17 protein-coding genes and 3 pseudogenes are annotated in these 19,441 nt (G+C 67.7%); 7 read left to right on the top strand and 13 right to left on the bottom strand.

All coding sequences use genetic code 11. The annotated features are described in order from the left end of the window. Positions 1 to 165: 165 nt before the first annotated feature. The 3 genes and pseudogenes from BLS40_RS10015 to BLS40_RS10005 all read right to left on the bottom strand — a co-directional run bounded on the left by BLS40_RS10015 (position 166) and on the right by BLS40_RS10005 (position 4,646). Positions 166 to 3,579 (bottom strand): pyruvate carboxylase, encoded by a 3,414-nt coding sequence (locus BLS40_RS10015; RefSeq protein WP_092151754.1) that lies wholly within the window; start codon positions 3,577 to 3,579, stop codon positions 166 to 168. Between the two features lie 112 nt (positions 3,580 to 3,691). Continuing rightward, positions 3,692 to 4,501: pseudogene (locus tag BLS40_RS10010) on the bottom strand (citrate/2-methylcitrate synthase); the annotation flags it as partial. After that, a complete protein-coding gene (locus BLS40_RS10005) occupies positions 4,389 to 4,646 on the bottom strand; it encodes a hypothetical protein (protein WP_092151752.1) in 258 nt (85 codons plus the stop codon). The pseudogene BLS40_RS10010 and the gene BLS40_RS10005, both read right to left, overlap by 113 nt. Positions 4,647 to 4,816: 170 nt before the next feature. Between BLS40_RS10005 and BLS40_RS10000 the strand changes: the two are divergent. Then, positions 4,817 to 6,127, top strand: a pseudogene (locus tag BLS40_RS10000) (helix-turn-helix domain-containing protein). Here BLS40_RS10000 and BLS40_RS09995 read toward each other — a convergent pair. The 4 genes from BLS40_RS09995 to upp form a co-directional block, all read right to left on the bottom strand. Beyond that, positions 6,124 to 7,530: an NAD(P)H-quinone dehydrogenase gene (locus BLS40_RS09995; RefSeq protein WP_092151750.1), complete on the bottom strand. Its 1,407-nt coding sequence runs from the start codon at positions 7,528 to 7,530 to the stop codon at positions 6,124 to 6,126. The pseudogene BLS40_RS10000 and the gene BLS40_RS09995 overlap by 4 nt on opposite strands. A gap of 65 nt (positions 7,531 to 7,595) precedes the next feature. Next, the gene (locus tag BLS40_RS09990; RefSeq protein ID WP_092152270.1) at positions 7,596 to 8,747 is read right to left on the bottom strand and encodes an amidohydrolase; all 1,152 of its coding nucleotides are present in this window, start codon (positions 8,745 to 8,747) and stop codon (positions 7,596 to 7,598) included. A 146-nt stretch (positions 8,748 to 8,893) separates the two neighbouring features. After that, positions 8,894 to 9,259 carry a helix-turn-helix domain-containing protein gene (locus BLS40_RS09985; protein WP_407922407.1) on the bottom strand — a complete coding sequence of 122 codons (366 nt, stop codon included), beginning with the start codon at positions 9,257 to 9,259 and terminating at the stop codon, positions 8,894 to 8,896. A 74-nt stretch (positions 9,260 to 9,333) separates the two neighbouring features. Next, positions 9,334 to 9,969, bottom strand: coding sequence for a uracil phosphoribosyltransferase (gene upp, locus BLS40_RS09980; protein WP_092152269.1), 636 nt, complete (start codon positions 9,967 to 9,969; stop codon positions 9,334 to 9,336). 70 nt (positions 9,970 to 10,039) lie between these two features. Between upp and BLS40_RS09975 the strand changes: the two genes are divergently transcribed. The 5 genes and pseudogenes from BLS40_RS09975 (at position 10,040) to BLS40_RS09960 (ending at position 13,405) form a co-directional block, all read left to right on the top strand. Continuing rightward, complete coding sequence (locus BLS40_RS09975) at positions 10,040 to 10,327, top strand: hypothetical protein (RefSeq protein WP_092151746.1); 288 nt, start codon at positions 10,040 to 10,042, stop codon at positions 10,325 to 10,327. After that, a complete protein-coding gene (locus BLS40_RS11315) occupies positions 10,324 to 11,289 on the top strand; it encodes a C40 family peptidase (RefSeq protein WP_092151744.1) in 966 nt (321 codons plus the stop codon). The genes BLS40_RS09975 and BLS40_RS11315 overlap by 4 nt, the downstream gene beginning before the upstream one ends. A 31-nt stretch (positions 11,290 to 11,320) precedes the next feature. Then, complete coding sequence (locus tag BLS40_RS09965; protein WP_092151742.1) at positions 11,321 to 12,559, top strand: hypothetical protein; 1,239 nt, start codon at positions 11,321 to 11,323, stop codon at positions 12,557 to 12,559. An 80-nt stretch (positions 12,560 to 12,639) separates the two neighbouring features. Beyond that, positions 12,640 to 12,684: pseudogene (locus BLS40_RS11330) on the top strand (hypothetical protein); the annotation flags it as partial. Between the two features lie 55 nt (positions 12,685 to 12,739). Beyond that, positions 12,740 to 13,405, top strand: a complete 666-nt coding sequence (locus BLS40_RS09960; RefSeq protein ID WP_331710849.1) for a trimeric intracellular cation channel family protein — start codon at positions 12,740 to 12,742, stop codon at positions 13,403 to 13,405. Here BLS40_RS09960 and BLS40_RS09955 read toward each other — a convergent pair. Continuing rightward, positions 13,355 to 14,116, bottom strand: a complete 762-nt coding sequence (locus BLS40_RS09955) for a VIT1/CCC1 transporter family protein (RefSeq protein ID WP_092152268.1) — start codon at positions 14,114 to 14,116, stop codon at positions 13,355 to 13,357. The two genes, BLS40_RS09960 and BLS40_RS09955, sit on opposite strands and share 51 nt — an antisense overlap. A 158-nt stretch (positions 14,117 to 14,274) precedes the next feature. Here BLS40_RS09955 and BLS40_RS09950 point away from each other — a divergent pair, with 158 nt between their 5' ends. After that, entirely contained in the window at positions 14,275 to 15,534 is a 1,260-nt protein-coding gene (locus tag BLS40_RS09950) for a D-alanyl-D-alanine carboxypeptidase family protein (protein WP_092151740.1), read from the top strand. On the opposite strand, the gene BLS40_RS09945 is transcribed toward BLS40_RS09950, so the two are convergent. The 5 genes from BLS40_RS09945 to BLS40_RS09930 form a co-directional block, all read right to left on the bottom strand. Next, positions 15,494 to 16,582, bottom strand: coding sequence for a YhjD/YihY/BrkB family envelope integrity protein (locus BLS40_RS09945; protein ID WP_092151738.1), 1,089 nt, complete (start codon positions 16,580 to 16,582; stop codon positions 15,494 to 15,496). The genes BLS40_RS09950 and BLS40_RS09945 overlap by 41 nt on opposite strands. Positions 16,583 to 16,694: 112 nt before the next feature. Beyond that, a complete protein-coding gene (trpS, locus tag BLS40_RS09940) occupies positions 16,695 to 17,705 on the bottom strand; it encodes a tryptophan--tRNA ligase (RefSeq protein ID WP_092151736.1) in 1,011 nt (336 codons plus the stop codon). An 11-nt stretch (positions 17,706 to 17,716) separates the two neighbouring features. Beyond that, positions 17,717 to 18,220, bottom strand: a complete 504-nt coding sequence (locus BLS40_RS11260) for a trimeric intracellular cation channel family protein (RefSeq protein ID WP_407922429.1) — start codon at positions 18,218 to 18,220, stop codon at positions 17,717 to 17,719. Beyond that, the gene (locus BLS40_RS11255; protein WP_231908448.1) at positions 18,221 to 18,508 is read right to left on the bottom strand and encodes a TRIC cation channel family protein; all 288 of its coding nucleotides are present in this window, start codon (positions 18,506 to 18,508) and stop codon (positions 18,221 to 18,223) included. Positions 18,509 to 18,513: 5 nt separating this feature from the next. Further along, positions 18,514 to 19,425 (bottom strand): exodeoxyribonuclease III, encoded by a 912-nt coding sequence (locus tag BLS40_RS09930; RefSeq protein ID WP_092151734.1) that lies wholly within the window; start codon positions 19,423 to 19,425, stop codon positions 18,514 to 18,516. Between the last annotated feature and the right edge of the window lie 16 nt (positions 19,426 to 19,441).

Here is a 19,441-nt window from a genome sequence, read left to right as displayed (position 1 = left end):
TCGCGATGGGGGTTCCTTGCTAGACGGTGACGGTTGAAGCATGGGCAGGGCCTACTGCGCTCAGCGCGCCGGCTATAAGGCCGCCGACCGCGCACAACGCCATCTTGGAATTCATGCCCCGAACAATATGCGCAGAGCGGGTAGTTTTCTGCCCGAACGCAACATTTACCCGATAACGGCCACCAAGTCCCCGCCCTCCACCTTCGTGGCCTGCACCAAGGCGACCCGCTCGACGACGCCGTCCGTGGGGGCGGAGATCGCCGCCTCCATCTTCATGGCCTCGATCGAGGCGATCTGATCCCCCGCCTTGACCTCGTCGCCGACCGAGACGGTCACGTTGACCACGCCCGCGAACGGGGCGGCGACGTGCCCCGGATTCGACGGATCCGCCTTCTCCACCTCAGCGACGGTGGACTCGGCGCTCTCGTCGCGCACGCGCAGCGGGCGGACCTGCCCGTTGACGGTGAGGATAACCTGACGCATTCCCTTCTCGTCGGCGTCGCCGATGGCCTCTAAGCGCACCACCAGCGGGGTCTTTTCCTCGTCCACCTCGCCGTAGTAGATGAGGTTCTCCTCGCCCTCGACCAGACCGTAGAAGAACGTCTTGTCGGAGAGCTGGTCGGTGATGCCGAAGGTGCGGCGGTGCTCGAGGAACTCCGCGTACTGTTTCGGAAACAGCAGCTTGTCCAGCGCCGCGCGGCGCACCTTGCGGTCCTCAGACGCGAGGTCGCGGGCGAGTTCCTCGGGCACGTCGACAGTGCGGTCGACCACGGTGCGGTCCTCGAGAGCCTTGTCGCGCAGTAGCGGCCAGCCGCCCGGAGGGGTCCCCAGCTCACCCTGCAGGAACCCGATGACGGACTCCGGGATGTCGTACTTGCGCGGGTTTTCCGCGAACACGTACGGGTCGACACCGGCGCCGACCAGGTGCAGCGCGAGGTCCCCGACCACCTTGGACGACGGGGTGACCTTCGTCGGGCGCCCGAGAATCTCGTTGACGGCCGCGTAGTAGTCCTCGATCAGCTCGAACCGGTCCCCCAGACCCAGGGCGTTGGCCTGGGTGCGCAAGTTGGAGAGCTGCCCGCCCGGGATCTCGTGCTTGTACACCCGTCCGGTCGGGCCGGGAATCCCGGACTCGAAGGGGGCGTAGACTTGGCGCACCGCCTCCCAGTACGGCTCCATGTCGGAAACCGCCTCCAGGGACAGGCCCGTGTCGCGATCGGTGTCCGCAAACGCGGCGACCAGCGCCGACATCGACGGCTGCGAGGTCGTGCCCGCCAGCGGCGCAGACGCCACGTCCACCACGTCGGCGCCGGCCGCCGCGGCCGCGAAGTAGGTGGCCAACTGTCCGCCCGCGGTGTCGTGGGTGTGCACGTGGATCGGCAGGTCGAAACGCTCGCGCAGCGCGCCCACCAGGCGAGTCGCGGCGGCCGGGCGCATGAGCCCCGCCATGTCCTTGATCGCCAGCACGTGCGCGCCGGTGTCCACGATCTTCTCCGCCAGACGCAGGTAGTAATCCAGCGTGTACAGGTCCTCCTTCGGGTCAAGGAGGTTTCCGGAGTACGCCATCGCCACCTCGGCGACGGTGGTGTTCGTCTCCAGCACCGCGTCGATGGCCGGGCGCATCTGGGAGACGTCGTTCAGCGCGTCGAAGATGCGGAAGATGTCGATGCCGCCGCGGGCCGCCTCCGCGACGAACGCCTTGGTCACCGTGTCCGGGTACGGGGTGTAGCCGACGGTGTTGCGGCCGCGCAGCAGCATCTGCAGGTTCACGTTCGGCAACGCCTCGCGCATTTCGTCGAGACGCATCCACGGCGACTCGTGCAAAAAGCGCATCGCCACGTCGTACGTCGCCCCGCCCCACGCCTCTACCGAGGTCAGCTGCGGGGTGAGGTGGCCGACGTGCTTGGCGGCCGCGATCAGCGTGTTGGTGCGGATGCGGGTGGCCAGCAGGGACTGGTGCGCGTCGCGGAACGTCGTGTCGGTCACGCCGAGGGCGGGTTGGGCGCGCAGCTTCTCCGCCCACTTGACCGGGCCGAGCTCGAGCAGGTCGTCCCGGGAGCCGCGGGGCAGCTCGCCGTAGGACCGCTCGGGCAGCTTCTTCGACGGCGCGATGTTCGTCGGGCGCGGGCCGTTGGGCTGGTTGACGGTCACGGAGGCGACGTAGTCCAGGATGCGCCCGGCGTCGTCCGCGGCGGCCGGGGCCTCGAGCAGGTGGGGGTGCTCGGCGATGAAGTTGGTGTTGATCCGCTTGTAGCGGAAGTCCGGGTCGGACAAGAGCACGCGGAGGAACCCGATGTTGGTGGACACACCGGTCACGGTGAACTCGTTGAGCGCGCGCAGGGAACGGTCGACCGCAACCTGAAAGTCCTTGCCGCGGCAGGTCATCTTCACCAGAAGGGAATCGAAGTTGGGGGTGATTTCGGTGCCCACGCCCACGGAGCCGTCGAGACGCACGCCCGCGCCGCCCGGCGAGCGGTACCCGGTGATCAGGCCCGCGTCGGGCCGAAACCCGTTGGCCGGGTCCTCGGTGGTAATGCGGCACTGCAGGGCAGCGCCGGTCAGCCGCACGGTGTCCTGGCTCAGGCCGAGGTCGGCAAGCGTGGCGCCCGCGGCGATGTAGAGCTGGGAGCGCACGATGTCCACGCCGGTGACCTCCTCGGTCACGGTGTGCTCGACCTGGACGCGCGGGTTCATCTCGATGAAGACGTGGTTGCCCTTTTCGTCGACGAGGAACTCGACCGTGCCCGCGCCCTCGTAGTTGATCTCCTGGCAGAACCGCACCGCGTCCGCGCAGATGCGCTCGCGCTGCTCGTTTGTAATGTGCTGGGCCGGCGCAATCTCGACGACCTTTTGGTGGCGGCGCTGCAGCGAGCAGTCGCGCTCGAAGAGATGCATGACGTTGCCGTGGCCGTCGGCAAGAATCTGCACCTCGATGTGCTGCGGGTTGATCACCGCGCGCTCGATGTAGACGCGGGAGTCGCCGAAGGCCGCCTCCGCCTCGCGCGAAGCTTCCGCAGCGAGCTTTTCGATGTCCTCCGCACGCTCCACAAACCTCATCCCGCGCCCGCCGCCGCCGGCGACGGCCTTGACAAAGACGGGGAACTCGAACGCCTTGGCGTACTCGGCCAGCTGCGCCGGGTCATCCGAGGGCTCCGAGTCCTTCAGCGTGGGCAGCCCGGCGCGCTCGGCCGCATGCACCGCCGCCGCCTTGTCGCCCGTGAGGTCGAGCGTTTCCGGCGACGGGCCGATGAAGCGGATTCCGTTGTCCGCGCAGGCGCGGGCCAGCTCCGCGCGCTCGGAGAGGAAGCCGTAGCCCGGGTAGACGGCGTCCGCGCCGGTCTTCTTCGCGGCGGCGATGATCTCGTCGATGTCCAGGTAAGCGCGGACCGGCTGACCCTCCACACCGATCTGGACCGCCTCGTCCGCGAACGGGCGGTGGAAGGAGTTGCGGTCCTCGCGCGGGTAGACGGCGACCGTCTTGGCGCCTGTCTCGAACGCGGCGCGGAAGGCGCGCACGGCAATCTCGCCGCGGTTGGCGACAAGAACTTTGTCGAAGTGCGGAAGGTCTTGCGTGGTCATGTTAAACCGGTCCTTTCCCTTCAAGTGACGTTAAGGTGGATCGAATGGCGTCATGAGACAGGCTCCCCCCGAAACAATATCCGGGAGGAGCCTCATCGTCGCACGCGGCGGGTTACTTCGCCGGTACGTGGCGCTCGTCCGGCCCGTTGTACGCGGCCAGCGGGCGGATGATCGTCGGGTTGTTGTACTGCTCGATGATGTGGGCGGTCCAGCCGGTAATACGCGCCATCACGAACAGCGGAGTGAAGAACTCGATGTCGAAACCGAGGATGTGGTAGGCGGGGCCCGCCGGAAAATCCAGGTTCGGCATGATGCGGATCGAGGTGTTGTCGTACATGGTCTTAGCCATGATGTCGTAGATCTCGACCCACTTCTGCGAGTCCTTCTCCGGGTGCTCGGAGGCGAGCTTTTTGAAGCACGCCTCCATGGTGGGAACGCGCGAGTCGCCCTTCTTGTACACGCGGTGGCCGAAGCCCATGACAAGCTCTTTGTTCTTCAGCTTGGCAAGCGTCCACTCCTCGGCCTTCGCCGGGTCGCCGATCTCGACGAAGTTGTGCATGACGAATTCGTTGGCGCCGCCGTGGAGCGGGCCCTTGAGCGCGCCGATGGCGCCGGTGACGGCCGACCACGCGTCCGAGTTGGTGGAGGTGATCACGCGGGCGGTGAACGTGGAGGCGTTGAAGGAGTGCTCCGCGTAGAGGATCATCGACTTTTCAAACGCCTCGATGTCGGAGGGGATCGTGGCGGGCGAGCCCTCGCCGTCGCCGAAGACCATCCACAGGAAGTTCTCCGCGTAGCCCCGGTTCACGTCAGGCTCGATGTATCCCTCGCCCCTGCGGCGGCGGATGTCGAGGGCCACGATGGTGGGCAGCTTGGTCAGCAGTGTCAGCGCAACGTCGCGGATGTGATCCGCGTCGGGTGTCGATGATCCGGTTGATGATCATGTCCTTGGTGTCCTCGGGGACCTCGACCGGGTCGGCGGCGACTTTGGCCACCTTGTAAGCCAGGTGCTCCTCGATCGGGAACTCCTCGGCGGAACGGTGGGTGCGTACTTCGTGGTTGATCATGGGTATGCGTTACTCCTTGAGGCACTCCGGATTGAATGGTTCACCTCATAGTAAGAGAGGGAATGTGACCGACGCCATGATCTAGAATGCGAAGTTTCGAGTGCAAAATAAGCCCATTTTGTAAACTTTGTAAAAATGCAGTTCACGGCGGAGAAAGGCGGGTGCGGGCGGTGGCCAAGCTCTACGCGGGGGGACGGATTCGGACGGTCCGCCGGGATAACGACCTGACCCAGGTGGACATGGCCCAGCGCCTCGGCATCTCCACGAGCTACCTCAACCAGCTGGAGAACAACTAGCGTCCCTTGACCGTCTCCGTCCTGGTCGGGCTCACCAGCGTTTTCGGCCTCGACCCCGCCTACTTTTCCGGCGATGACGAGCGCCGCACGCTCACCGAACTCGCCGGGCTGCTCCCCGGCGTCGCCCCGGCCGTCGTGCGGGACATGGCCGCGCGCTACCCCGCCGTCGCCGACGCCATCGTGGCCATTCCCTCGAGCCTCGGCATCGGCGCCGCCAACCCGTACGCCGCTGTGCGGACTTTCTTCCAGGACAACCGCAACCACTTCGCCGACCTCGACCGCGCCGCCGAAGAGCTCGCCGCCGCCGCCCGCGGGCGCCAGGCGAGGTTGACCAGCCTCGCCGCGGCCTTCGACAAAAATCTCGGCGTCACCGTCCGCTTCAACCAGGACGTCGGCGGGCCGCGCTCCGTCTACGACGTCCCCGCCCGCGAGCTCCGCCTGCGCACGGGGCTCACTGAGGCCCAGCAGTGCTTCAAGATGGCCTACCACTACGGGCTGAGCACCTTCGCCCCGCTTATCGACGCCCACCTGGACGCGCACCCGGACACCTTAAAGCCGGACTCCCCCGCCCGCCGCATCGCCCGCCACGGGCTGGCGCAGTACTTCGCGGCCGCCGTGACCATGCCGTACACGGAAATCCTCCACGCGGCGGAAAGCACCCGCTACGACATCGAGGTGATCTCCTCGCGCTTCGGCACCAGCTTCGAATCCACCTGCCAGCGGCTGGGCACGCTGCAGCGCCCCGGCGCGGCAGCCGTCCCTTTCTTCTTCATCCGGACCGACCGCGCCGGCAACATTTCCAAGAGGCAGTCCACCACCTCGTTCCCCTTCGCGGTGACGGGCGGGACGTGCCCGCTGTGGGTGGTCCACCGCGCGTTCGACACCCCGAACCGGGTGACCCGCCAGGTCTCCGTGATGCCCGACGGCACCCGCTACCTGTGGGTGGCGCGGATGGTGCAGGGACCCACCGCGGGGTTCGGCGCGCCCCGGCAGGAGAACGCCGTCGCGCTCGGGTGCGACATCGCGCACGCCGGCAAGCTCGTCTACGCGGACGGCCTTGACCTCAGCTTGCGATCGGCCACGCCGATCGGCCCGGGGTGCGAAACCTGCCCCCGTGAAGCATGCCCGCAGCGGGCGTTCCCGAAGCTGCCGGCGCCGCGCAACGCGGACGGTGAGTCCCGTTAATCCAGGTCGGTGGAGGTGACCAGGCGGCGCGCGGCCTCGGTGATCGAGCCGGACAGTGACGGGTAGACCGCCATGGACTCTGCGAGCTGGGACACGCTCAGGTTGTTGGTCACAGCAATCGTCAGGGAGAGAATCAGCTCGGAGGCAGTCGGGGCCACGATCACCCCGCCGAGCACCTGGCCTGAGCCCTTGCGCGCGAAGATCTTGACAAAGCCGTGCTGCAGCGAGCGCATCTTCGCGCGCGGGTTGGTCTCCAGATCGAGCTTGACCACGTCGGCATCCACCTCGCCGTTGGTGATCTGCTGCTCGGTCACGCCCACGGCGGCGATCTCCGGGCGGGTGAACACGGCGTTGCCCACCGTCTTCAAACGCAGCGGCTCCACGCCCTCGCCGAGCGCGTGGTGCATGGCGATGCGCCCCTGCATCGCGGCCACCGACGCCAGCGGCATGAGATCAGAGCAGTCGCCCGCCGCGTACACGCCAGCGACATTGGTGCGCGAGACACGGTCCACGTGGATGTGCCCCGACGGGGTCATAGACACGCCGTTGGCCTCGAGGCCGAGATCCTTCGTGTTGGGGATCGAACCGATGGACATGATGCAGTGCGAACCCTCGATGGTGCGCCCGTCCTTCGTGGTCACCACGACACCGTCGCCCGTGTTGACCACGCTGTCGGCGTAAGCGTCCTTGACCAGCTCCACGCCGCGGCCCGCCAGCACCGTCTCTAGGACGTCGGCCGCATCCGCGTCGTCATGCGGCAGGATTCGGCTGCCGGAGGACACCATGGTGACCTTGACTCCCAGCTCGGCGAAGGCGGAGACGAACTCCGCGCCGGTGACGCCGGAGCCGACCACAATCAGGTGCTCGGGCTGCTCAATCAGGTCGTAGACCTGGCGCCAATTGAGGATGCGCTTGCCGTCGGGCTCCGCGCCCTTGATCACGCGCGGGGAGGCCCCGGTGCACACAAGCACCATGTCGGCGTCGACACGCTCGAACGTGCCGTCGGGGTAGGTGACCTTCACGCTGTGGGTGGTGTGGCCCGTCTGCTCCGACGACAGGGCTCCCTTGCCGTTAATGATCTTGATCCCGGCGCGCTCCAGCTGCTTCTTCACGTCGCGGGCCTGCTCCGAGGCGAGCGCGACCACGCGGTTGTTCAGCGCGGTGATGAGCAGGCTCGCCTCGCCGAGGCCGTGGTTGAGCCCCATGTCGTCGGCGCGGCGCAGGTCTGTCTTGATGTTGGAGGCCGCGATGAACCCCTTCGACGGCACGACGTCGAGGTTGATCGCGGAACCGCCGATGGCCCGATTCTCGATCAAGGTGATGTCCGCCCCGTACTTCGAGCCGGCGAGCGCGGCTTCGTAGCCTGCGGGGCCACCACCGATGATGACGATCTTCTTGGACACCTAGCTATTCCTCCGTGAGCTCACGCTCTAATAGACGACCACGTTGACGGAAGGCAAGTCTACATTCACCCCTCGTCAACGGCGACAGCGGCGAAGTACTTCTCCGCCACCGCCCCGAACAGGCGCACGCCCACCCCGATCGACTTCTCGTCCACGACCAAATCCCCCTGGTGCAGGTCCTGCTTCGACCCCTTGCCGCTCCACGCGCCGAGGCGCACCATCGCCCCGGGCACGTGCTCGAGGTACCACGAGAAGTCCTCGCCGCCGGAGGACTGCGGGGCGGAGACCACGGCGTGCGGGTCCACCGAGCGACCCGCCTCGACGACCAGGGCGGTTGCCACGTCGTCGTTCAGCACGGGCGGCACACCGCGCGTGTAGTGCAGGTCGAAGTCGCACCCGGTGGGAGCCAGAATCTGGCCGACGAGCTCGGTGATCAGCCCTTCGAGCGCCCGCCACGTGCCGATGTCCGAGGTGCGGATGGTGCCCTTGAGCCGGCCGGCCTTCGGGATCGCGTTGGCGGCTCCGCCCGCCTCCACCGCGCCGAAGGCGACGACCGTGCCCGTGCGCGGGTCCACGCGCCGCGACAGCAGCGCGGGAAGCTGCGTGACCACGGCGCCGAGCGCGTAGACCACGTCCGCCGTCTTCTGCGGCCGCGAGGTGTGCCCGCCGGGGCCCGTGATCTCCAAACTGATCACGTCCGCGGCCGAGGTAATCGCCCCCGTGCGCACCCCGATCTGGCCCACGCGTATCGACGGCTCCACGTGCAGCGCGTAGATGGCCGCGACGTTTTTCAGCCCGCCCCAGCGGATGACGTCGATGGCTCCCCCGCCCATCACTTCCTCCGCCGGCTGGAAGATGATGCGGACCCCGTGCTCGAGCTCTTGCTCCGACAGCGCGCACGCCAGGGCCAGACAGATGGTGGTGTGGACGTCGTGGCCGCAGGAGTGCGACACGCCGGGGGTGCCGGAGGCGAACTCGAGGCCGGAGATCTCGGCGACGCGGAGCGCGTCGATGTCGGCGCGGAACGCCAGCCGGTCTCCCCCGTCCGGCCCAATGTCGACGTAGAGGCCCGTGCCCGGGAACGGCACGGGGTTCATGCCGTGGTCCGTGAGCACCCGCGAGATGAACGCCGTCGTCTCCACTTCCTCGTGGGAGAGCTCGGGGTGCGCGTGGATGTGGCGCCGCCAGCTCAGCACGTCAGCTTCGTTCACGCGCATCCACTCGCTCACGCCGGCGAGTATGCCGGATCCTGTGCCCGCTTCACCCACTGTGGTCCTCCCTGCTTACGACCTATAAAAAGTGCGAATAGTGCGTCGTGCAGAGTTTACCAACTAGACAAAGCGGTACATCGCGCGGCCCGTGGCTAGGAGCCGGCGAGGTGGGCGTCGTCGAAACGCGCGGTATCCTCGGGCGACGCCGGCCACACGGCGCGCACCGGCATCACGGCCGCCGCGGTCTCCGAGCACCTCGGCTCCACCACCGAGTCCGGCGCCGGCAGCAGCGCCAGCGGCGGCACGTGCAGCGCGTGCGCGATGCGGTAGACGGTCGAAAGCGTGGGATCTGCCGAGCGCGACGTGTTGTACTGGTTGCGCTCCAGGTTCGAAATCAAGCTCCGCGACACCCCCGACAGCTCCGCCAGCCTGCGCTGGCTCAACCCCCTCATCTCGCGCAGCGCGCGCAGTCGCTCCGCGAGCGCGAACCCGTAACTGGCCCAATTCGATTGCGGCATGATGTCCGCCATAACAGCCCCCCGCTGTGTATGTCGTGTAGAAAAACTGTCCCCCGTGGACGCGCCCGAGACTACTACAGGTTGATGTTGCGCGGCCCGTACAGCCTGTCGCCGGCGTCGCCCAAGCCCGGCACGATGTAGGCGTCCGCGTTGAGCTCGGGGTCCACCGCCGCCGTGATCAGCCGCACGTGCGGGCTATGGGCCTCGAGCTTGTCGACGCCCGCCTGCGCCGACACAATGCAAATACACGTGATGTCGTCGGCGCCGCGGCCCGTCAACAGGTCAATGGCGTGGATGAGGGACCCGCCGGTGGCGAGCATCGGGTCGACGAGGAAGACCGGCTGGCCGGAGAGGTCCTGCGGCAACGCCTCGAGGTACGGCACCGGCTCGTGCGTTTCCTCGTCGCGCGCCAGGCCGATGAAGCCGACTTGCGCGTCGGGGATCATCGACAGCGCAGAGTCGATCATGCCGAGGCCCGCGCGGATGATGGGCACGATGATGGGAGGCTTGGCCAGCTGCACGCCGTCTGCTTCCCCGACGGGGGTGTGGCAGGGGAAGTGCTCCACCTCGAGGTCGCGGGAGGCCTCGTAGATGAGCATCCCGCCGAGGTCCGCCAGCGCCGCGCGGAACGCGGCGTTGTTGCTGCGCTCGTCGCGCATGATGGTCAGGCGGGAGGCGGCCAGAGGGTGGCGCACAACGGTAACGTCCATGTCCCCCATGCTAACGGTCAATATGCCGCGCGATGGAACCTGCCGGGGCGCCGCGCCGTCTAAGGAAGGCATGAACAGTTTCGTTGTGGACGCGCCGGCGGTCGCGGAACTCACTCGCGCCCTGCGCACTGCCGCCTCCTCCATCGCCGACATCACTACCCCGCCCGGCCACCCCGGTCCGGGCCCGACCGCCGCTTTCGACGCCGCTCTCGCCCGGGCTGTTGAACGCGCCAACGAGCGCGGCGTGATGCTGCGCGAGGAGGCGCTCAGGCTGGCCGACGTCATGGATCTCACCGTCGAGGCGGCCACCGCCGTCGATACCGCTTCTGCCCGCAGACTGGGGGCGATGCTGCCGTGATCTCCCCCGCCGAGGTGCTGTCCGCGGTCGCGGCGAGAATCCCGCGCTTTACCGGGCCCGTCGCCGTCCCGGCCCTCCCGAGCCTTTCCGAGGCTGCTGAGCTGGCGCGCATCGTAGGCGCGGATCCCGGCCGGGTGGGGCGCGCCGCGGACGCACTGTCGGCGAACCGCGGCGCGATCGATGACGCGGCGGTCGCCGCCGCCGGGCTCGTTGCGAAAGCGGGGGCGGACATCGTGGCCATCGCGCAGCGCTACCTCGGGCAGGCCGCCGCGCTCCTCCCACTCGCACTTGTGCCCGGGGCGCCCATGCAGGTGGCGGCCAAGCTCGCCGAGATCGCCTCCGGCGCGCTCACGGACGTGCAGCGCCGGCTGGAGCAGTTGGAGAAGGACCTGCACCCGCACACTTCCCGGATGCTGGAGGTGGCCGCGGCCTTGGAAGCCGAGCCGTCGCTGGCGCCCGCGCCAGCGGCCCAACGCGCCACGGAGGAGCTGCACACGCTGGCCGGGTCCGGGCCCGTCGCCATGGAGGCGGCCGCCGCGGAGAAGGAAGCCGTACTGCCGGAGGAGGAGGCCACAGCAGAAAACACGACAGACGGCCCGGAAGATGCCGCAGAGGGAAGCGCCGCGGGGCGAGCCGCGGTGGAAGCCGCCAAGAGCCAGCTCGGCGCGCCGTACGTGTGGGGCGGCACGGGGCCGGGAGGATTCGACTGCTCCGGGCTGACCTCCTGGGCCTACAAGCAGGCCGGGGTGGATCTGCCCCGCATGGCGCACGAGCAGGCGATAGGCACCCAGGTGTCCTACGACCAGCTCCAGCCGGGGGACCTCGCGGTGTGGGACGGGCACGTGGCCATGTACGCGGGCGACGGCATGTACATCGAGGCGGGCGACCCGGTGCAGATGAACCCGGTGCGCACCTCGAACATCGGCATGCCGTTCAAGGGCTTTTGGCGCCCGACGGGTTAGCGGTTTAGTACAGTTGCGCACCATGAGCCCGATGAGCACGCGCGCGATTCTCCCCGTCAAACTGTCTCTTTCCGCCGGCGACGTCTTCACCTTGTGGGCACCCGCCTGGAAGGAAAACGGTGCGCAGTGGCAGGCGTTTTTGGGAGACGACAACTCCGTTTTGGCCTTCGGCTCCCCGGAGGAGCTCCTCGCCTACCTCGACTCGGGCGCGCCCCACGACCTGACGGACCACCCGCAGTGGGCACAGTTCGCCGCGCAGGCCGACGACAAGGTGGTGCCGGACGAGAGGAACTACTACGACATCATCGGCGCGCCCGCCTTCCTCGCCGGGCGACCGAGCCACGAGAACGTCTCCAAGCTCGCGGGCGTGTTCCAGATCTCCCGCTCGCTTGCCGACGTCGCCGCGGCGGAGCAGGCGCAGATCTTCTTCGCCTCGCATTCGGTGCTGGCCAACGTTGAGCGAGGTTCGGAGCACTACGCGGGCGAGAGCGGTCTCAGCGAATGGTCCGGCGTGGGGCGTGCGGTGCTGGCGAACTGGGCCGACGTCGTGCGCTCGCTGGATGGCGCTGTCCGCGTCGTCGATAAGCAGACTCTTGGCGACACCGCAGTCGACGCGGCCACGAAGCGCATTGCCGCAGCCAAGGCGGCCCGCACCGAGGCCGAGGAGGAGGCCCGGCGCGAGCGGGAGGCGCGGGCGGCCGCCCAGGACCCCTACGACGTCTCTACCTGGTCCAAGGCCGGGATCGACCCGATCAAGGTCACGGTCCGGGGCAAGACCGTGTACACGCTGCGCACCTACCTGGGAACCGCGCCGGTCTTTTTGGGCAAGTACGGCGAGATCTTCACCTTCCCGTCCGGAAAACACCTCATCCGCTGGATTACGGAGAACGACGACCACGAGCTCGCCGGTGTGTCCACGTGGGAGGACATCGTCGTCTCCGCCAACGCCGGGGAGCTGGCCGTTACTGTCCACCCCGACAACGCCTACTCCTTCGCCGGCATCGCCGCCGACATTGAGAAGGGGCCCGAGGCGGTGGACACCGCCCAGATGGGCAAGGCCTACGAGCTGCTCGCCGACGCGGCGGACTGGGCGAAGGACGATTCCCTGAACTCCCTGCTGCTGGCCAACCCGCGCATGCAGGACTACCTCGCTTACATGCTCGGCTCGACCGAGGCCGGGGGCTACGTCCCCACTCCCCCTTACTCCGACAAGGTGGAGACGTGGAACGAGATGGAGTCCCAGCTCATCAACCGGTTCTCCAAGTTCTAAATCCCCTAATGACCCCGGACCAAGTCGACCCCGTCATCCTCTCCGCCTACCGCTGACTGGACTTCATCGGCGTTGTGCTGATGGGCATCATCGGCGGGACCATCGCGCGCCAAAAGGGCTACGACATCGTGGGCTTCGGCTTTATCGCCATGGTCTCCGCCCTCGGGGGAGGCATGGTTCGTGATTGTCCTGATCGACAGCGGAACGGTCGCCGCCATGGCCACACCGGAGTACCTGATCCTCGCCTTCGCCGGGGCGCTGATCGCCCGGTTCACCTACTTCAAGGGGATGGCGTGGGAAGTGATCAGGACGCACGGCGACGCGCTTATCTCCGCGCTCTGGGCCTCCGTCGGCGCTTTCAAGGCGATTACCTACGGGCTTCCCGTCCTGCCGACAATCATGATGGGTGTGCTCACCGCCACGGGCGGCAGCATCATCCGGGACGTTCTTACGGGCCAGGAACCGGCGCTGTTCGCCAACAACCAACCCACCGTGATCCCCGCCATCGCCGGCGCGGTGGTGACTCTCATCGGCGCCGACACTGGCCACATGGCGGCGGGCGCAATTTTAGGGCCGCTGACGAGCCTGTCCATTTTCCTGCTCTCCTACCACCTGGGGTGGAAAGTGCCCGCCAACACCGAGTTCGCACCCGTCAACACCACCGTCTCGCACGTGGCGGAGCTGGCCACGAAAGCCGCGTCCCACCGGAAGCGGTCGGGCTCCGGCGGGACACAACCTTCCGAGGAGGAGGGAGTCGGGCTTGATTGGCGCGGCGACTCCTACCAACGGGAAGAGCTAGAGGGCGGTCGTACCGAAAATCCAGCCGACCCCGAAGGTGACCGCTAGCCCCAGCGCGCCGCCGATGAGAAGGCGGACGACGGCGCGCTTCGGGTCGGCGTCGCCGATGCGGGCGGACACCGCGCCGGTGATGGCGAGCGCAACCAGGGTGACCGCGAAGGTAACGGGGACGCGCCACGCGTCCGGCGGCAAAAGCACGGCGATAAGCGGCAGCACCGCACCCACGGAAAACGCGAGGAACGATGCGACCGCGGCGGACCAGGGGTTGACCAGATCCGCCTCGTTGATGCCGTAATGCACCTCCAGGTGGGCCTTGAGCGGGTCGGAAGCGGTGCGCTCCTTGGCCACCTGTACGGCGGTCGCGTGGGTCAAGCCCGACTGCTCGTACGCCGCGACTAAGTGTTCGAACTCGGCCTCCGGGTCGGCGTATTGCAGCGCGGTCTCTTTGGCGATGTAGGCGCGCTCGGTGTCGCGCTGCGAGGACACCGAGACGTACTCGCCCAGCGACATCGAGATGGCGCCGCCGATGACGGCCGCGATGCCGGCGGACGCGATGGCGCGGATGTCTGGGGTAGCGCCCGCCACGCCGACGACGACCGCCGCGGTGGAGACGATGCCGTCGTTGGCGCCGAGAACCGCGGCGCGGAGCTTGTTCAGCCGCTCATTGAGGCCCGCTGAGATCTCGACGGGTGCGGATGATGAAGTGGATGATGAAGTGGATGATGAAGTGGATGATGAAGGTGTGTTTGAAGGTGTCATGAGGATCATCTTGCGCCTTTAGTGACACCTCCGCAAGCCAGGTAAGCCTTAGTTTATGCAGGTCAGAGCGCCTTTTACCCAAGGCTACCCCGAGTTGAAACCCAAAAGCTCACGTCGCGCACGGGCGCGTGTCGACGTCACGCGTACACTGCTCGGCGATGAAGACCCTACGACTCGGCGCGGCCAACACGGTGTTGTCGCTCGCCTGCACATGCTCTGTGGTGTCAATGACGGTGCCAGTATCGGCGGCGCCCGGCATCCCGGTGCCAGAACCGACCCGCACCACCCGGGCGACGGCGCCGCACACCGACAGCTGCCCGCAGGCGACGTGGCCCCCGGAACCCAGAACGACCTCGGAGGCGGTGGCCCCGGACGCTGCGCCGGTGGCGCTGCCCGTGCATTACCGGGGCCCGTGCGGCGTGGTGGCGCCCGCCGGTTTCACGGTGAGCGACTCCGTTTTAGCCTCCGCCTGGGTCGTCGCGGACATCGATTCTGGTGAGATCGTCGCCATGAAGGACCCGCACGGGCGCTACCGGCCGGCCTCCATCATCAAAGTCCTGCTCGCGCTCGTCGCCATCCGCGAGCTCCCCCTCGACACCACAGTGCCCGTCGGCGACGAATCCGCGCAGATGGAGGGTTCGGCCGTCGGCATCGGGCCGGGTGGTGAGTACACCGTCAACGACCTGCTCCACGGCCTGCTGATGGCGTCGGGCAACGACGCCGCCCACGCGCTGGCACAGAGCCTCGGCGGCGACGAGGCGACGCTGCGCAAGGTCAACGCGCTCGCCGCCGAGCTCGGCATGGAAGACACCAGGGTAACCACGTACACGGGGCTCGACAGCCCGGGAATGTCCACCTCCGCGTGGGACATGGCCCTGGCCTACCGCGCCGCGTTTGAGAACGAGACCTTCGCCGACATCGTGGACACTCCCTCCTACCCCTTCCCCGGGTTCGGGGACTTGCCCGGTTTCGAGGTGTGGAACGACAACGCGCTCTACCTCAACGACCCGGACGGCATCGGCGGCAAGACGGGCTTCACCGACGACGCCAACCACACGTTCGTCGGCGCCGTCAACCACTCGGGGCGCCGCCTTGCGGCCGTGATCCTGGACACGACAGCCGACCGCGCCCGGCCCTGGGAGCAGGCGCAGCAGCTCTTGCACGAGGCCTACAAGTTCGAGGGCGCGCCCGTCGCAACGCTCGAGGTCGCGGCCGCTCACGCCTCGGCGACTGAGACCGCGGCTGCGACGGATGCGCCGGCGCCGGACGTCGAAAAGCCCGCGGTCGCTGCCGCGGGCCCGGACAAGGGGGCGTTCCCGTGGGCGTCAGCCGGCGTCGTAGCCGGTGTCCTCGCCCTGGCGGGAATCGCGTGGTGGATCAGTCGCGCGTCAACAAGGAGAGCAGGCCGACACCGATAGCGCCCACGGCCGCGCCCACCCCGATGGCCGCACCCTTGCGCGGCTTGACCTGCGTGGCGGCCGCGCCGCGGACGTTGATCACGGCCGGCTCCGGCACCTCCGTCTTGTGGGCGGCGAGCGACTCCTCCGTGGTGGCCGTCCACGCCGACACGTAGAGGACCACGCGCCACACGAGGTAGAGCACCACCATCAGCGCGATGATCGGGCCGAAGATCGCGCCCGCCGGGTTGTTCGTCGCGGCGCCCACGATGATGGTGGCGAACTGCTTGATCAGCTCGAAGACCACGGCGCCGAGGAGGGCGCCCTTGAGCCCGGAGCGCAGCGGCACCTTGGTGCGGGGCATGAAGATGACCAGCCACGCCATGACGAGGAAGTTCGCCAGCACGCCGGCGGCGAGGCCGACCAGCCACACCACGAAACGCGCGCCCGGGAAGTTGCCCAGGCCGAGCTGATCCATCACGGACGTGGTGATTGACGACGTGCCCACAGCGGTGACACCGAACGCGAGGATGAACAGGAGGATCAGGCCGATGAGCCCGAGCAGGTCCCAGAGCTTCTTCACAACGAAATTGCCGCCCTCGTTCGCGTCGAGCTTCCACATCGCGGAGATGCCCACGCGCAGGTTGTTCATCCATCCGAGGCCCGACCACAGGGTTGTGAGCAAACCGACGCCGGCGACGGCGCCGCGCTGCGCGATGGCGGTGTCCACGAGCTGGGAGACGGCGGCTCCGACATCCCCGCCGAGGGAGGTGTGGATCTGCTCCTGAATCCGGTCGATAAGGTCGGGCCGCGCGGCGAGGAAGAACCCCATGCCCGCGAACAGCAGCATCGTCAGCGGGAACAGCGCGAGAACGGAGAAGTAGGTGATCCCGGCGGAGAGCTGGTTGCCGCCCTCCTTCGCGAATCGCTCGTTCATGCGGAGCAGGTGCGCGACGGGCGGCGCCTTCTTCGCCACTTCGTCAGCTGGGCCGTTGTCCTGCTGCTTGCTCACCCGCTCTATGCCCTGCTCGTCCGTGTACGCCTTGCGGGGCGCTGTGGAGGTAGCCATCAGCTGTCCTTCCCTCGTCGTTGGCCGATTCATAAAAAAATCTGTGTGCAAACCCACAGTTTAGAGGAAGTGGCGCCCCGTGGTTCCCGGGCGCCGGCGGCGGGCGGCCGCGCTAGCGCCGCGGGGCGAGGAAACCGACCTTGTCGTACACCTGGGCAAGCAGCGGCTCGGAGATCTCACGGGCGCGCTGCGCGCCGCGGGCGAGGATGGCCTCGAGTTCGGCCCGGTCCGCCATCAGCTCGTCGTAACGCGCGCGCAGCGGGGTGGTGAACGCCTCGAGCGCCTCGGCGGTGTCCGTCTTCAGCGCGCCGTAGCCCTGCCCCTCGTACCCGGCGACAAGCGTGTCGACGCCCACCCCGGTCAACGCCGACTGGATCATCAGGAGGTTGGACACCCCCGGCTTGTTCTCGCGGTCGAAGGCGATGACGCCGTCGTTGTCCGTCACGGCGGACTTGATGCGCTTGGTGGAGGTCTTCGGGTCGTCCAGCAGGTTGATCAGGCCCTTCGGGTTCGCGCCGGACTTCGACATCTTCGCCGTGGGCTCCTGCAGGTCGTAGATCTTCGCCGCACCTTCGGGGATGAACCCCTCGGGCACGACGAAGGTCGTTCCGAACCGGGAGTTGAAGCGCTCGGCGAGGTTGCGCGTGAGCTCCAGGTGCTGGCGCTGGTCCTCGCCCACGGGAACGAGCTGCGGCGAGTAGAGCAGGATGTCCGCCGCCATGAGCACCGGGTATGTGAACAGGCCCACGGTGGCGCGGTCCTGGCCCTGCTTGGCCGCCTTGTCCTTGAACTGCGTCATGCGCGAGGCCTCGCCGAAGCCGGTGAGGCACTGCAGCACCCACGTCAGCTCGGCGTGCGCGGGCACGTGGGACTGGACGAACAGGGTGGACTTGTTCGGGTCGATACCCAGCGCGATGAGCTGGGCGCAGCCCTTGATGGTGCGCTCGCGCAGCTCGGCCGGGTCCTGGTCCACCGTGATGGCGTGCAGGTCGGGGATGAAGTAAAACGCGTCGTGGCCGTCCTGGAGGTCAATCCACTGCTTCAGCGCACCGAGGTAGTTGCCCAGGTGGTAGGAATCGGCCGTCGGCTGGATGCCGGAGAGAACTCGCTGCGTGTCGGTCATGGTTGGAAAGTCTACTTGCGCTTGCGTTTGTACCGTACGGGTGCTCGCTCGGCCACCATCTTCACGGGCCTGTACACCCGGCGCGCACCGGGGATCTTGCGGCCGCGGGAATGGACCATGGCGGAGAGCTGGTTCCTGGGGTCGATGGCGGCGACCCTGTCGTCGTCGTACTCGAAGATCGGCAGGGACCACTTGTAGCGCAGGGAGAGCAGGCGGGTGATAAACACGAACACCACGGTGGCGATAGTGACGATCCATTCCGGCACCCCCGCGGCCATGAGCGCCATGTAGACCACGGTGCCCGCAACGGCGATGGAGGCGTAGAGCTCCTCGCGGAACACCAGCGGCACGCGGTCGGAGAGGATGTCGCGCATCACGCCGCCGGACTCGCCCGTGGTCACGGCGGCGACGGCCGCGATGACGAACCCGTGGCCGAGCGAGAGGGCCGTCTGGATGCCCAGCACCACGAACGCCGCGAGGCCGACGGCGTCGGCGACGAGGAAGAACTTGCGCAGCTAGTACATCAACCAGTCGATCTTGACCGTGACCACCGAGGCGACGACCGTGGCGAGCAGGAAGCGCGGCTCCTCCACCCAGGTCAGGGGGTAGGCGCCCAAGATGATGTCGCGCACCGTTCCCCCGCCGAGCCCGGTCAGCGCGCCGAGCGTGATCACTCCGAACAGGTCCATGCGCATCCGGCCGGCCGCCACCGCCGCGGTCATGGATTCGGCGACGATACCGATGACGAACAGCGTCGTTAAAAGCTCCGGCATGCTCACGCCCAGCACTGTTTGGGATTCCACGGCGCTTAAACGTACTCCACCAGCAGCGGCGAGTGGTCGGACCACCGCTGCTCCACGGTCGGCGCCTTGTCCACCCAGGTGCGCCGCGCGCGCTCGAGCATGCCGGCGGTCGCGGCCTGGACGTCGATACGCCAGCCCGCGTCGTTGTTGAAGGCCTGGCCGCGGAAGGTCCACCAGGTGTACGGGGCGTCATCAGGCTGGAGGCGCCGGGCGACGTCGAACCACCGCGGGTCCGAGCTCGCTTCTCGACGCTCCGTTGAGGCGTAGTCCACGGCCCCAGCCCACTCGCTCGCAGCCTTGGCGTCTACGTCCTGGGCCTCGTCGTCCGGGAAGGTGCCGAAGACGGAGTCCATGAAGGCGCGCTCGTGCGGCAGGAAGCCGGACTTCTTCTGGTTGGTCTTGTAGTTCTTCAGGTCCTCCCGGCGGTGGCAGATGTTCCAATCGCCGCCGATGACCATGTTGGGGTGCTGGGTGGCCCACGTGTCGAGCAGGGGCTCGAACTCGTCGAGGAAGCGGTACTTTTCGTCCTGCTTGGCCGTTCCCGCGGAGCCCGACGGGAGGTAGAGCGACGCCACGCGGACGTCGTCAAGCGTGCCCGCGATGAAACGCCCGGCGTCTTCGAACGATGTGATGCCTATCTCCACATCCTCCAACTGTGAGTGGCTCAATATGCCCACGCCAGCCCGCCCTTTCGCCCCCGGTGCTTCGGCGGGGGCGACGACGAGGTGCCAGCCGGCCTCGAGCGCCGGGGCGAGCGCGGCGCGTGTCTGGTCGACCTCGGCGCGAACCTCCTGCATAAGCACCACATCCGCGGATGTCTCCTCGAGCCAGGCCAGCATGCCCGGGTTGACTTCGCTGCGCACCTTGGTGGCTGCGCGGATGCCGTTGACGTTGACGGACGCAATGGTAAGACTCATGCATGTCACCCTACAG

This window comes from Corynebacterium mycetoides (assembly GCF_900103625.1).
Taxonomy (GTDB): domain Bacteria; phylum Actinomycetota; class Actinomycetes; order Mycobacteriales; family Mycobacteriaceae; genus Corynebacterium; species Corynebacterium mycetoides.
Note: the sequence above shows the minus strand (reverse complement) of the source record. Positions and strands in the feature narration are given on the sequence as shown.